Source organism: Arcicella aurantiaca (assembly GCF_003148625.1).
GTDB lineage: Bacteria > Bacteroidota > Bacteroidia > Cytophagales > Spirosomataceae > Arcicella > Arcicella aurantiaca.
In genome coordinates this window covers 1-15046 of record NZ_QGGO01000004.1, presented here as the reverse complement: position 1 = coordinate 15046, position 15046 = coordinate 1, and the positions used below count along the sequence as shown (strand labels likewise).

Sequence of the window (15046 nt, the reverse complement as noted above, 5' to 3'; positions counted from 1 at the left end):
AAATCATAGTTCAGATAAAATAATTATCATGAAAATATCAAAACAATATATATATCAAGAAGTGAATACAACCTTTAATTCATTTATTCGTTATTCATTATTCGCTGTTTCTGCTCTTTTTCTAATAAGTTGCGAAGACGTAATTTCGTTGGATGTACAGAAAACAGACCCATATTTAGTGGTGGATGGTTCAATCACTAATTTGGCAGGTGAACAAGTAATTCGACTTACCAAATCGCAAGACCTTTTGAGTGAGGCTACGCCAGAAGGGGTAAAAAATGCTACGGTAAAAGTGACTGACAATTTAGGAAAAGTATATGAATTCAAAGATTTAAAAAATGAAGGAAAATATGTGTGGACACCCACAAATGCCACTGAAGTGATGGGAGTAATTGGTAAAACTTATTCGCTTGAAATACAGTCAGAAGGAGAAATTTATAAGGCTTCATCTAAATTAAATAGAGTTCCTAAAATTGATTCTATCGTCTATAAATTAGATGATGCCAATGTCCGTCAGACAGGCGATGGAAAACCTAAAAAGGGCTATGATGCTCAGTTTTATGCACGAGATTTGAAAGGCGTAGGAGATTGTTATCGAATAAAAGTTTATCAAAATGGCAAACTCAGAAATGGTGCTGATAATATTGTGATTGCCTATGACGGCATTGCCAACAAAAGCACATTTGGTGATTCATTAGCATTTATTACACCACTACGCCGTTTGGCAACCACAGAATTGTTTAACGAAAATGATAAAATTAAGGTAGAATTATTATCAATTACTGAAGCTCATTTTGATTTCTGGACACAGTTGCGTCAAGAACTAAACAACGCAGGATTGTTTGCTCGCCCTGCTGCTCGTGTTCCATCAAATATTATTAATGTCAATACAAATTCAGCCAAACAAGCCGCAGGTTGGTTTGGTACTTCAGCCGTTACGTCGATGGAGGTTGTAGTTGATAAAACAAAAGCAGTTAAAGATTTTACGGATTAAACACTGTATTAAATCAATAACAGAATTATCATTTAGAAAGGGACGCCATTAAGCGTTCCTTTTTTATTTTGAAAATGCTGATTGTTAGTGGGTTACGGAATATATTGTATTGAAGGAATCCTAATTTCTATTTGCTCATCATAAATGGCATACCCTTTGTAAAGACTATCAGTATAATCCTTACTTTAATCTAAAAATGTAAATTTGCTATGTCAAAAATATTAGGAATAGGCTCACGTATTCGTCATGCAGACTATGGTGATGGAGTAATTGTCAATGTAAAATCAAGTGGTTATCATATTACTTTTATGCAATCGGGCATGAAGGTTATCAAATTAGATTTTCCGTTGGAAATTATCGAAGAAGTTGAACGAGATAATGACCTTGTGAGCCTTTTAGATGTAGAAATGTCTCTTTCCAAAATCTTACAAAAATGGTCGGATTTTACTGAAAATGTACCTTTGGGCGATAAATGGAAAGGTGGAAAGATAATATTGAAACCGGGCAGACAAGATTTATCAAACAAAGAAATGCCCATTGATGCGTTTTTTCATAAAATTGTGATGGTACGTGACCGCCTGCGTGTGATGGAACAAAGAATCAATTCGAGTAATTTGGAAGACGAAGAAAAAGTAAATCTTCAACAATATATTACCAAAATTTACGGAACACTCACTTCATTTAACGTTCTCTTTAAGCACCAAGAACATATTTTTGTAGGTGAAAAAGCAATGGCAGAAGCGTAATTTTTTGCTAACATAGATTTCAAAATATACTACCGTTTGTTAAAAACGCTCAATTTTTTTGAGACTATTAGCAAACGGTAGTTTTTTTATACCCGTAAAAACCTATATTTGTCAGGAAAACTATAAAACGCCGCCCTTAAAATCCATAACCAATAATTTAAAAAATGCCCTTATCAGCTTCCAATAAGATTCATCTTGTAAAAGAATCTATTTTTAGATTAGCCAATTTTTCATCGGAAGAATGGAATTTTTATCAAAATATTATTGAAGAAGTTTCATTCAAGAAGAAAGCGTTTCTAACAAAAAGAGGAGACGTAGAAAAGTATGCTTATTTTATTCTGGAAGGTGCAGTAAAATACGAAGCAATTACTGAAGACGGCAAGGAAATTTGTGTTGATTTAGGTTTTCAGGGAAATTTGGTAAGTTCATTTGCTTCTTGCTTAGCACAGATTCCGTCTGCCATATCAATTCAAGCGGTAACTAATATTAAAGCTTATCGATTATATTATCCTCCAGTTTTAGAATTATTAGAAACCTCCAAAAATGCAGAACGCTTTCATCGTCATATTGCCGAACAACTTTATATTCGGGAAACTCGCAGAACATATACTTTAATTTCAAAAACCGCCGAACATCGCTATTTGCATTTGCTTGAAAATCAGCCAGATGCCTTACGATTGATTCCAATAAAAGACTTAGCATCGTATTTAGGGATTCATCCAGATAGTTTGAGCAGAATTCGGAATAGTATTAAGGGATAGATTTAGTTATGGGGTATCTCACCTACCATGAAACTTTCCTGAAACTGAGGTGGTTATATTTTTATGGAAACAAAAAATACGAATCAACAAACCATTTCAAAACTTCAAAATCCTACTTTAGCTTGGAGTTTATTAGCTTTATTAGCCGTTATTTGGGGCAGTTCATTTATTCTTGTCAAGAAAAGTCTTGTTGTTTTTGATGCCTCACAAGTAGGCTCATTACGTATTGGGGCTGCATTTCTTTTCTTTTTACCTTTCGTTTTAACAAATCTCAAAAAGATTCCTTTTCAAAAGGCTCACATTTTTTTATTGGTTGGCTGTTTGGGCAATTTATTTCCCGCTTATTTATTTTCTTTGGCAGGGGCAAAATTAGACAGTGGTGTTTCGGGGGCATTAAATTCAACCACTCCGCTTTTTACGCTGATTGTTGGAGGTCTTTTCTTTGGTAATAAAATAACTTCTAAACAGACAATTGGTATTGTATTGGGTTTTATTGGAGCTTTATTATTGATTTTAGCAGGAGCAAAAGGGCTTAATTTTAACGTGTATGCTCTTTACGTAGTAGCAGCAACGGTTTTCTATGGCTTAAATCTTAACATTACCAAAAAATATCTGACAGGCTTAGACCTAACGCCATTTCAAATTACTTCTTTCATATTTACCACCATTGGGCCAGTAGCTTTAATTGTACTATTTAGTGGAGATTTTTTACAAAAAATGCAAAGTTCAGACGCTATTGCTCCACTTTTCTATGGTGTTCTTTTAGGTGTAATGGGTTCAGCTATTGCTATGGTTTTATTCAATAGATTGATACAAATGACCAGTGCAGTATTGGCAAGTTCTGTAACGTATCTTATTCCAATTGTAGCAATTATATGGGGAATTATTGACGGAGAAACTATACAAATTCAGCACTTTTTAGGTATGGGAATAATTTTAGTTGGTGTATATTTGGTGAATAAATCATAGAAAGTTATGAGTTATAAGTACTCAATAATATGAAAATACTTGTGGCTTTTTACTTATCATTCATCATTTATTCCTCAACGATATGCTCAAAGCCACAGTTAATAACCAAACATTTGATATTCAATTAGATAAATCTGGAATCTCGGTAAATGCTCAGCCATTCAATTGGGATATGGTTGAGATTAAAGATGGTAATTTCCATATTCTGTACAACAATCGCTCATTCAATGCGGAAGTTTTAGAAACAGATTATCAATCAAAATCATTTTTGATTAAAATCAATAAAAGTAAATATTCAGTTTCAGTAAAAGACCGTTTTGACATTTTGCTCGACCAATTGGGAATGGGAAATGCCAACGCTACAAAAGTAAACGACCTAAAAGCTCCTATGCCAGGTTTAATCGTGGACGTAAAAGTAAAAGTGGGGGACTCTGTAAAAAAAGGCGATACCATCTTGATTTTAGAAGCCATGAAAATGGAAAATGTATTAAAAGCCGTTGGCGAAGGAATTGTAAAGACCATCAAAGTTTTACCAAAACAAAACGTAGAAAAAAATCAGATTCTTATTGAATTTGAATGAAAATAGGGGAGAATAAAGAAAAAGCGAAGTTAGTCACGTAAATAAAGAGGGGATTCCCTAAAATGTGTCAAGTTAGATTTTCAGTTTTTGTATTTGAATGCTATCTCCAAAAGTAGAATAGACTTCCTGCGAAAGTGTTTTATGATTGAAAAATGGTATATTTTCACTCGAAAAGATGTTGTTTTACGACTTAAAACACTTTCGCAGGAAGTCTAATTAAATAGGGATTAGGGTTTACGGAAATCGTCGTTCAAAACGACGATTTCCGTTGAGATTCAGATACGCAATACCTTTTTAAACAGGTTCAGTATAAACTAACCTATTCATCTAAGCCCTAAAACTTTTTATTTTTTGGTAATACTCACGGGTAAACAAATATTGTCTTTACATACTATCGTAAAAGGGTCTGCTTGAACTGTAATGGTTTCAAAACAAGCAGGTTTATTCATATCTCTTACGGTTAGTTTTACGGGTTGGCTATTTGCCTTTAACTCTTTCCCTAAACCTACACGAATAGTTGAACCATAAGCTGTACCTCCTATATTCAATACTGTACCTCCTGTACCATTGGCATTGGCATTTACAACTACTTCGTATAAACCTGATGCTCCAGCACTAATCACATTTGTTGATATTAAGGTTGTAAAATAATCATCCGTAGCATCATAGAGTGTTCCGTTATGATAGACTTTAATTGAAGGAGCTTGTATGTTTGCAGTTATTTTACAAGGAGTACAAATTGTTCCATCAATAGTCACTTGGACGTCTCTTGAGCAGCCATCACTGGCATTGAAAACTCGTACTGTATAAACTGTTGCAGTAGCACCTCCTGCCAAACTATCAAGTACAAAATAGGTTTTGCCATTTAGGTCTGTTGCATTGGCAAATGATGGTCCAGTGTAAGTTGTACCAATTGAATAACCTACTTTTTGGGCAAATTCTAAGTTTGACAATATAATTTTAGCATTATTTTTAAGTTGGTCAGTGATAGAATCACAAGTTGCTTTTTGAGCAACTAAGTCTAATTTTGGTAATGGACAATAGGCAAAATCATAAGAGTGATTTGACTCTCCCACTCCACCTGTTGTAACAGTAATAGAACCATCATTACCAATAAGAATACCATCTGAATCTAATAAATCTTGATTGGGACCAGAACCAGCATTGACATTTCCTAAAACACTATCATCAATTTTCCAACCTCCATTATTGGTGGTAGTATCCACAGCTACTTTATTTCCTCCCGTAATAATCGACCCAGAATATAAATCATTAGGTGTATTTACTAATGCTTTTTTCTTAGATACCAACGTAGGAGCAACATTAATTGCTTTCCCTTTTACTAATATTCTATATTGAGTTCTTGGTTGTGGACCTAACCAATTAGGACGTAAAACCCCAAGTGTATCTACAACATTGAAATGATTAAAAGCATAAACCCCATTTATATCTGTGGTGTCTTTTCCAACGGTTTTATTATCAGAGTTTACCAAATGTAGTATAACAGATGCAAGACCGGGTTCTCCCGCATCTTGGATACCATTACCGTTATTATCTTTCCAAAGTAAATTTCCGATTTCAAGTGGAGCTGGGTCACATATCATATTCATATCTCCTAATGAGCTGGCTTTTCCATAATATACTGGAGCATTGTTGATGATATTATTCAACTCCTCAATTACCTCAAAGGCTCTTCTTTTCGCTCCAGTCTCATTACTAAGCCAAGTTACTCCCGCTGAATATGGTCTAATTGGGTCAGTAGAAGCAAGTAATATCTCACGTGAGCCGGGTTTGAAAGCTAATGAACCAACGCTTAGTTCATAATGCCCGAGAGGGTCGTTAGAATCTCCTATATAAAACTCTCCTCCTCCAACACCTTGATTGTTATTTTGTCCGAGAGTAGAATTACCACAAACGGTACCGTTATTTTCTAAGGTCCAATTGATACCATCACATTTGCCAATTCTGAGAATGTCTCCTCCCAAACGTGGGTCAAAGCCAAATGTTCCATGATGTTCTCCATGTGCATCAACACCTGCAAAACGTATTTGATGACTAAAACGGTCTGTAAAAGCAACAATCAGCGAGCCATCAGAGTCAAATTCAATATCTGAAAGCAACGGCATTGAGTAAGCTATATATTTATCTACTGTTGGGTCTGGTCTTCCACGCATAAACTCAGGCAAACCAGCTACATACCAATCTGAAATCCAAGGATACCATTTTCCTGATTCTGGACGTTCGCCAGTAGCAAGCCCTTTTTTATAATTGAGGGGAAATTCAATCATTAAATTCCAATTAGGAGTTGAAGCGTCAGGCTCAAATTCATAAATTCTTGCTTTTAAATCTGTACTATCTTTTGAAATGGAGGCATCACAAGTAACACCCAAAAGAACTTTATTTTGTCTTACACAAAGCCCAAATGGACGACCAATTCCTTTGTTCAATTCATCAAATCCACTTGGAATATCCCAAGAAGTAATATCTGAAGCGGTAATACTTCCCGAAGGTTTATGAGGAACGTCGATAAAGATTCGGTGTAATTTTCGTTCTTTTAAATTCACGACAAATAAATATTTACCATCGCTGGAAATATCTAAATCTCCCAAAGACATTTTACCTACTTCATCAAAAGGGTTTCCATTAGCATTAATAGTATCCATTTGAAAATTAGGTATTGAATGGGGGTCATCTCCTGTATTAATACCAAAATCAGACAGTTTGAGATACAACTCAGTAGAAGACTGAGTGGGATTCATCACATTTTTGGTAACATAAATTGCACCAGTACCACCTATACCAAAACCAGCGTGCCTTTTCATGAAAGCAGATGCAAAAAACGAACCTGTTTCTCGCTGATATGCTCCTCCCCAAGTAGAGCCAACCATAAAAATTGATGAATTGGGCATTCCTATCTGGCTATGGTCTGTACCTGATGCAGAATACTTAAAAGAAGCCAATGCGTCATTAGGGGTAAGATGGTCTCCGATACCAACTACATAACATGGAACTACCACCGAAGGGTCATCTCCACAGTAATCATCAGCAAGGTTCATTCCCAAATCTACTCCTGAAACAGGAGCATTAACCATTTGGATACTCGACTGACTACTATGCCCTGATTTGGTAATAAAACCATCGGTGTAATGCTCAGGTAAAATGAAATGTATTCTAAGGTTTCCTGTAACATTAGGAATTGAATACTTTCCTTGAGTGTTGGTAAGGGCAAATCCTTTCAAAACTCCTGCATTGTTGTATGCTTCAACTCTGACTCCAGCCCAGACTTGGTCAAGATAAGTTGCGGTACTATCCCAAGTACCATTAACGTTAAAATCCTTATAGACTCGCCCCGAAACTTGGGCGTGTAAAGGGAGGGTGAAAAATAGAAATAGAGGAATAATGGCAAACAGTCTTTTGGTGTGTTTAAATAGACGCAACTCTGCCCGTCTTCCACAAACGGGTACATAAATATTCATTTGTTTTTACCAATTAATGGCGGTTTAATTGTTGGAAACTGACGGTATGAACTGAGCAAAAATAGTGCCGAAGAATTCTAAAATTTGTTATAAAATTATTCGAAATCAGATAGGAAAATATTAAAAATGCCGAATTTGAAGTATTTAAGCGTATTTTTTATTTTTAAAAATTGGACTTAAACTTCATTTATTAAAGTAGCTTCTCGCTCTTTGGCATCTGCTAATTTCCACCAAGGAAGGTATGGATAAGCGTGATGTTCGTGATGATACCCAAAAAAATAACAGCTCATAAAGGCTACGAAATGATTGAGTTTTTGACTACGAGCTTTGTATTTATCAGTTGGTGCGTGTTCTCCCCGATGAGGTAAATAGGTACCAAAATAAAACAGTTGAAGAGTACTCAGAATGGCAGGAATTTCCCAAAAAACAATCAGATTTTCCATCGGGAAAAATAACTTCAAAATATTATACGTAATAGCCATGAAGAGAATTTGCCAGACAGTTACGTACTCTAACGCAAATTTCAAATACCACCTAAAGAAATTGCCATTATAATAATCGGGGTCATTTTCTGTTACCACATGAGCATGGTGCAAATGATGCTTGCGTGAAAGTTTTTCATAATTATTATACGCAAAAATGGTAGCACAAAGAAAGCCAATCCAATAATTTAACTTTTTGTTGTCGGGAGCAACCACTCCATGAATAGCATCATGGGCGGTGATAAAAATCCCTGTGTATAAATGCGTTTGTACCAATACAAATACATAAACAAGCGGATTATAAAAATCAATTTTATAGTTTAATAAATACACCAACGCCACTAACCAAAGTGAAATAATACTGATGGCATATAATATTCCTTTATTTTTCATAAATTTTTAATCAATAAAAACTTGAACCTTTGAAGTCTTTATATTGAAGCTGAAACTAAACACTGCTGAATTAACCCCTAATTCCTTAACTTTGTTACAAGTTATGTTTTAAAACGGCGGACAAGGCTGTCCGTGTTACATTTGATGGCAAAATTAGAAAAAGACTTACAGTTGGCAATTTTATCGATGCCACAAAAAGATAAAGATAAACTATTATTGAGACTTGTCGGCAAAGATGACATTCTGGTTCAGCAATTACAATTCACATTGGTTGAAGAAGGAACAAGTGTTGAGTTTAGAAGAGATGAGGTCAGAACTGCCATTGACAAACTTTACCGATTAGATGCCATGTCGTCTGGTTATTTAATGATGGATATGCGTTATTTAAACAGTGATATTTCTCGTCATGTAAAAGTGACCAAAGATAAATATGGCGAAGTAGAATTGACCTTAAAACTATTGAAAGACTGTTTTGAGAAGCAATTAAAATGGATTTCAAAATACAATTCAAAGACCGATACACTCACAAATTATGTCGTAAAAAGGACAGATTTTCTCATGAAGAAATTAGTAAAACTTCATCCAGATATTCAATTTGATTTTTATAGTGATGTCAATGTATTGTTAGAAAATATTTATAGCAACGGGACTTCCTTTTATGCCGTACAAATGGGGCTACCGAAGGTTTTTGAAATCTCAGAATCAGAATAAGTTTCATGGTGGCACGCAGAGGCTATATTTTAAAATTTCAGAAGTCATTGATAATCAAGTTCATGATGGTGCTAAATCTTAACACCTAAATTCCAACTCTTACTTACATTGCAAACTAACCAATTCATCAATGCTCTTTCCGAAAGTATCGCTCAAAATACTTTTGTTAAACTTTCTTTGGGCAATTATAAAGGCTCGGAAGAAGGACTGAAAAATATTTATATCAAGCGAATTTTGATAAAGAGAGAGGAAAAACTCAACTTTACCTATCGTTATAAAACTCGTGACATTACCAAAAATTTCACGATTGAAGAAGGCATAAATCTTATCCAAAAAGCATTAGAAGAAGGTTTTAAAGTTTCAACGCTTTTTACCAATGAGTTTGATTTAATTTGGGAACAACTTAATAATCAAAAGATTACGTTGCGGAAAATTAATCCAACTCAAAAAACACAAGTTTCGCTCGACCACGACCGTTCTAAAAAACGTTTGATTGAAACCAATGCAAAAGCTTATTTGCATGAACTAAAAATTACCGATGCGGAGGGAAATGTTTTCAAAAATGCTCAGGATAAATACAAGCAAATCAATCATTACGTTGATATTTTGAGTTCTTTAATCAAAGAAATTCCTGCCGAAAATCTGAAAAAAGTAGTTGATATGGGGTCGGGAAAAGGTTATTTAACTTTTGCTCTGTACGATTACTTGACGAATGTTTTGGCATTAAAACCATCGGTAATTGGCGTAGAATTTCGCCCCGATATGGTGGAATTATGTAATTCAATTGCCCAAAATACAGGATTTGACGGTTTGAATTTTGTGGAAGGAACGATTGAAAACTTCGACAGTACCGACACCAATATTCTCATTGCCCTACACGCCTGCGATACTGCAACCGACGATGCCATTTACAAAGGAATCACCGCAGAAGCTGATTTAATTGTGGTTGCTCCGTGTTGTCATAAACAAATCAGAAGAGAAATTGAGAAAAATAAAGCCTCTAACGAATTGGACTTTTTAACCAAATACGGCATTTTCTTAGAACGCCAAGCCGAAATGGTAACGGACGGCATCAGAGCCATGATTTTGGAATATTTTGGCTACAAAACCAAAGTTTTTCAGTTTATTTCCGACGCACACACGCCTAAAAACGTATTAGTGGTAGGCATAAAAGGCAAAGTAAATCCGAAAAAGCAAGTGGAGATTTTAGAGAAATTAAAAGCTACGAAAGCGTATTTTGGGATTGATTATCATCATTTGGAGAGGTTGCTTGCACTGATTTAAAATCAGTGCATTTTTGGTCTTGCGACTGTGTCGCATTTATTAGCGTTAAAAACGCAAGACCAAACCACGCCTGACAGTTCCACTGGGGTTACAAATCAGGGTGAGCGAGAACTTTAAAATTAACTTCCCGAAAGTTTTAGAACTTTCGGGAAGTTCCTCCAAACCTCGCTTGCACTGATTTAAAATCAGTATATTAATGGTCTTGCGAAATGTCATACTCAGCCTTTCCCCTTCAAAATATCCACGCCAACATTACATTCTAAACACTTTTTAGCCAAGCAAAAATGATTGTGCCATTCAATACTTGCTTGTGAATCGAAGGCTGATTTTATTTTCAAACCCATTGATTGCCAATGCTTTGTGATATTATTTTCTTCGGCGGAAATTTCTTCTAATAAACGAATGGCTTTTTCTAAATAATCCCGATTATCTTTTTGATTGGCATAAGCAACCAACAACGGCACAACCGTATTTATCACCACATTTTCTACCGAAGTATTTCCTAAAGTTGGCACTTTCCCTTCCGATTTTTTGCCAAAAACGTAATGCTCAATCCAATAATCAGATTGTTGTACTTTCAAGATTTTAGCTAAACTTTTTACATTTTCGAGATGAATTAATACCGAAAAAAGATTGGCATTTTCATGTATAAATTTAGCAAATTGAGCCAATCGAACCGTTGGAAAATTGGCAGGACGAAGCCTTAAATATTTCCATTCGTGATGACCCAAAATTTTATCGTGCAATTGATATTTTGAAGCTAAAAACTGAAATTCTTTTTGTAGATTTTTTCGATAATCGTCCCATTCAATTTCGTTATTTTCATTTTGTAGAAAACCCGCAACGCCAAAAATTAGGGCTTCAATTTGCTTTAAATTATCCCGATGTTTTTGCAGAATTTTCAAAGGAAGATTTTTAGATAGACTCAAAAATGGTTCAGCATTCAATTTAAAACCAAAATTTTTGGCTAAAATCTGATACGTTGTTTCTTCCCAATCTTGCTTATTTTCTTGCAAAAATTGGCTCACAATCAAAGACTTATCTTGCAGACGTTTCATCAAAACCTTGTCTAACATGGATAGTTTTTTAATGTCGTCCACTTCTCTAAATTGGCTTTGGCAAGGCATTTCAGCTCTGCTTTCCATTAAAGCTTCGTACTTTCGGAGGAGATTTTTATCAGCTCTTTCACGTAAAATAATCGTCGGAATTTTTGTGCCGTCTTTCCGTAAAATGGGTTTATCATCTTCCCAAACCACGTGCAGAATTACGTTTTGATAGGAAGTATCAAATTGGTGTTTATGAATATCCCAATCAGAAGATTTTAGGTGAATTTCAACGCTTCCTGCCCATTCAACATCACCAATAATAAGGCGAGCATCTTGGAAATCTGCTCCAGAATCGGAGTTCAATCGTCCAACTTTAACAATCTCAACTAATTCGTTATCAGCAGTTTGCAGATTCAATTTGTCGAAATTTTGGAATTGCCACAAAAAATGTAGAAATGATTCATTCATGTTTTAGTAGAATTAAGTACGAATTTATAAACTTGCCATTTTATATAAATCCGTTTTAAATATGATGATATTAATGGCAAAAATAAGGTGAATATGGAATGTTATTTCGGAATAAACTGTGTTAAAAACCAAATATTATTTTGAAACTATAAAGGGTTTGTCACAAGACAAACAATAGACCACAGATTGAACGGATTATACTGATTTTATCTGTGTAAATCAGTCCAATCTGTGGTCTAAATTTGTCTGCGACAAATAGTTGATACTTCCATTTTATTTTTCCAATTCAATGACATTATCCAAAGCATTTTTATCGAAAGAAGCCACATCAAAAACATAATAATCGTTATCCAATTTTTGGAATTTTACAGGCGATTTTCCCACAAAAAACTTAGCCGATTTTACATTTTGAGGGATTTTCAACATAAATTTATCGTCTTTATAATTCAAAAGATGAATGTACATTTTATTACCTTTTTCAGTAACAGCTCCCCATGCTTGCGGACGCACAAACCCACCTTTTGAGCCATAGATTGTTTCTCCATAAACCTTCAGCCAATCGCCCATTTGAGCTAATCTTTCCACAAATTCTGGTTGAATTTCTCCATTTGGCATTGGTCCAACATTCAACAAAAAATTAGCTCCAAAACCCGCCGCTTTTACCAAATAATCCACCAATTGTTTGGTTGATTTATATTTATGGTCGTTGATATTAAAGCCCCAAGCATCACTGATGGTTTCGCAAGTTTCGAGTGGTAACGGTGAAATATCGGCACCGCCAAAACCTGTTGAATTTCCTCCCGGTAAATCTTTCTCAAACATTTGAAAATCTTCTCCAGCAATTGGCATTAAATGGTGATTATTACCAATCATACATTGCGGTTGAAGCTTATGAATTAACGAGTAAATTTCTTCGTACTTCCAATCAATTTTTGAACTCAAAGTTTTGTCATGGTCATTCGCCAATTGGTCCCAATGTCCATCAAACCAAATCGTTGAAACTTCGCCGTAATTAGTCAAAAGTTCGGTTAATTGAGCTTTCATAAATTTTAGATAACTCGCATAATCGCTCTTTTTGGTGCGTCCTGTGCCTTTTCCTGTCTTTCCTGTTTCGTAAGGATAATCATCTCTGTACCAGTCTAATAGCGAATAATAAAAACAAATTTTAATACCTTGTTTATGACATTCATCTGCAATTTCTTTTACAATATCACGTTTGAAAGGCGTTTTCATAATATTCCAATCCGACTGTTTGGTATCAAAATTACTGAACCCATCGTGGTGGCGAGTAATCAACGTAATGTATTTCATGCCCGAATTCTTGGCAATTTCTACCCAAGTTTTGGCATTAAAATCAATAGGATTAAAGACTTTTTGTAGCCTTGTATAATCCTTTACAGGAATATTTTGGTTTTGCATCACCCACTCGCCATCACCCAAAAGGCTCGACAATCCCCAGTGAATAAACATTCCGTATTTCATGTTTTGGAATTCTTCACGGGCTTTCAGGTTTTCAGCTGTTGGCGTGTATCCCGTTTGTGCGAAAGTAAAAATTGAGGTAGCTAAACAAAGGAGAGATAATATTATTTTTTTCATAGTTTTTGATTTGGTTGAATGAAGAAAATTTCAACAGCAATATACTCAAATTTCATCTACTAAAATGTCCAGCATTGTGAGTATTTACAGAAAAAATATGATTATGATTAAACATTTTCAGATAAATATCTCAAACTATTTTATTTATTTCTTATAAAATGTGAATTTTGGGAATTCATAAAACTTATACGTATGCTACACAATTTTTATACAAAAACTTTATTCTACCTACTCTATTTTGTCATAATTATCCCAATCAAGACAAATGCCCAAAACATTGGTAATGAGTGGATTAATTATAAACAGTCATATTTTAAAATTAAAATCACACAGAAAGGCATCTATCAAATTGACTACGAAGAATTAAAATCTTCGGGGTTTCCAATCAATGTCAATCCTCAAAAAATACAATTATTTAGGAATGGGTATGAACAAGCTATTTTTATCAAAGGCGAAGATGACCAACAGTTTAATAACGGTGATTTTATAGAATTTTATGCCGAAGGAAACGACGGTTCTTTAGATTCTCTGCTTTATGCTCCTGCCAAATCTCAACCTCATCAGTATTATAGTTTATACACCGATACTGCTTCGTATTTCTTGACATATTCTACTGATAATCAAGTCGGTAAAAGAATGAAGGCTTTGCAGAAAACTAATGAAAGAAATCTAAAATTAGAGACTTTTCATCTCGAAGAAAGTCTGCAATTATTTACCCTATCATATTCAGAAGGGCAACCAGAGCCAATTGGAACGACCCTAAATTCAGGGATTTTAAATAGTAATTATTCGTATGGAAAAGGTTGGTCGGGTGAAATTCAGCAACCGAATATTTCTACAAGTTTTAATTTCATTCTTAAAAATATCATAAAATCGGATTCTATAAAGCCTACCTTAGAAATCCTTTTTGCAGGTCGTTCCGCAGGACAGCATTCGATTGAAACTTGGTTTAATGAAGACTCAAAACAAAGATTAATTGATACTATTTTCTTCAATAATTATTCTACTCACAAATCTTCTAAAATTGTAAATTTCCAAGATATTACAAATGATAAGCTACGAGTTTCAACACGTTCAAACGCTTCTTTAAATGACCAATATTCGGTGTCATATCTAAAACTGATTTACCCACAAAATTTTGATATGAATGGCACAACGGAAAAGGTTTTCAATCTTAATCAAAATGCTTTACCCGAACGTTTTATTAGTATTCCTAATGCTCCTGTGGGTGTACAATTATATGATATTTCAGCTAAGTACGTGTCAAAAGTTGTAAGTAATGTTTAATTATCTGACTATCAAAGGTTAATGCTTTTATTAGGTGGTCTAATCCATACCTAAAAATGCTAAAAGCTCTTCTTTGATGGGCTAAAATAGGGATTGTTTTTTGTTGATTTTCATAATCACCAATCAAATACACCCAAACAAAAGCAATGGCAATAACTGCTAATAGTTTTTCGAGGCGTTTTTGGTCTTTCAAGTGAGTATCTTCTATATTAAAACCAGCGGTTTTAATGGCTTTAAAAAAACACTCAATAGT

The 15046-nt window shown here is 34.6% G+C and carries 12 protein-coding genes and 1 pseudogene; 8 read left to right on the top strand and 5 right to left on the bottom strand.

Going from position 1 to position 15046, the window contains the following annotated elements; translation table 11 throughout:
• Positions 1-28: 28 nt before the first annotated feature.
• From LV89_RS04580 to LV89_RS04560, 5 genes are all read left to right on the top strand, one after another.
• The gene (locus tag LV89_RS04580; RefSeq protein WP_109741695.1) at positions 29-994 is read left to right on the top strand and encodes a DUF4249 domain-containing protein; all 966 of its coding nucleotides are present in this window, start codon (positions 29-31) and stop codon (positions 992-994) included.
• A 209-nt stretch (positions 995-1203) separates the two neighbouring features.
• The gene (locus LV89_RS04575) at positions 1204-1740 is read left to right on the top strand and encodes a DUF8685 domain-containing protein (protein ID WP_109741694.1); all 537 of its coding nucleotides are present in this window, start codon (positions 1204-1206) and stop codon (positions 1738-1740) included.
• Between the two features lie 164 nt (positions 1741-1904).
• The gene (locus LV89_RS04570; RefSeq protein ID WP_109741693.1) at positions 1905-2501 is read left to right on the top strand and encodes a Crp/Fnr family transcriptional regulator; all 597 of its coding nucleotides are present in this window, start codon (positions 1905-1907) and stop codon (positions 2499-2501) included.
• Positions 2502-2564: 63 nt separating this feature from the next.
• Positions 2565-3470 (top strand): DMT family transporter, encoded by a 906-nt coding sequence (locus LV89_RS04565; protein WP_109741692.1) that lies wholly within the window; start codon positions 2565-2567, stop codon positions 3468-3470.
• Positions 3471-3552: 82 nt separating this feature from the next.
• Positions 3553-4050: an acyl-CoA carboxylase biotin carboxyl carrier protein subunit gene (locus tag LV89_RS04560; protein ID WP_109741691.1), complete on the top strand. Its 498-nt coding sequence runs from the start codon at positions 3553-3555 to the stop codon at positions 4048-4050.
• A gap of 344 nt (positions 4051-4394) precedes the next feature.
• Here the strand turns inward: LV89_RS04560 and LV89_RS04555 are convergent, their stop codons facing one another.
• Positions 4395-7526: an SdrD B-like domain-containing protein gene (locus LV89_RS04555; protein WP_109741690.1), complete on the bottom strand. Its 3132-nt coding sequence runs from the start codon at positions 7524-7526 to the stop codon at positions 4395-4397.
• Positions 7527-7702: 176 nt separating this feature from the next.
• Positions 7703-8401, bottom strand: a complete 699-nt coding sequence (locus LV89_RS04550) for a fatty acid desaturase (protein ID WP_109741689.1) — start codon at positions 8399-8401, stop codon at positions 7703-7705.
• A gap of 144 nt (positions 8402-8545) precedes the next feature.
• Between LV89_RS04550 and LV89_RS04545 the strand changes: the two genes are divergently transcribed.
• Both LV89_RS04545 and LV89_RS04540 read left to right on the top strand, forming a co-directional pair.
• On the top strand, positions 8546-9112 hold the full coding sequence (locus LV89_RS04545) for a hypothetical protein (RefSeq protein WP_109741688.1): 567 nt from the start codon (positions 8546-8548) through the stop codon (positions 9110-9112).
• 108 nt (positions 9113-9220) lie between these two features.
• Positions 9221-10396, top strand: coding sequence for a class I SAM-dependent methyltransferase (locus LV89_RS04540; protein ID WP_109741687.1), 1176 nt, complete (start codon positions 9221-9223; stop codon positions 10394-10396).
• Positions 10397-10614: 218 nt separating this feature from the next.
• Here LV89_RS04540 and LV89_RS04535 read toward each other — a convergent pair whose 3' ends face one another.
• A complete protein-coding gene (locus LV89_RS04535; protein ID WP_109741686.1) occupies positions 10615-11910 on the bottom strand; it encodes a DUF2851 family protein in 1296 nt (431 codons plus the stop codon).
• 273 nt (positions 11911-12183) lie between these two features.
• A complete protein-coding gene (locus LV89_RS04530; RefSeq protein WP_109741685.1) occupies positions 12184-13506 on the bottom strand; it encodes an alpha-L-fucosidase in 1323 nt (440 codons plus the stop codon).
• 192 nt (positions 13507-13698) lie between these two features.
• On the opposite strand from LV89_RS04530, the gene LV89_RS04525 reads away from it, so the two are divergent.
• Positions 13699-14793 carry a hypothetical protein gene (locus LV89_RS04525; RefSeq protein ID WP_109741684.1) on the top strand — a complete coding sequence of 365 codons (1095 nt, stop codon included), beginning with the start codon at positions 13699-13701 and terminating at the stop codon, positions 14791-14793.
• On the opposite strand, the pseudogene LV89_RS25015 reads toward LV89_RS04525, so the two are convergent.
• A pseudogene (locus LV89_RS25015) lies at positions 14759-15046 on the bottom strand (IS4-like element ISLpn9 family transposase); the annotation flags it as partial. The gene LV89_RS04525 and the pseudogene LV89_RS25015 overlap by 35 nt on opposite strands.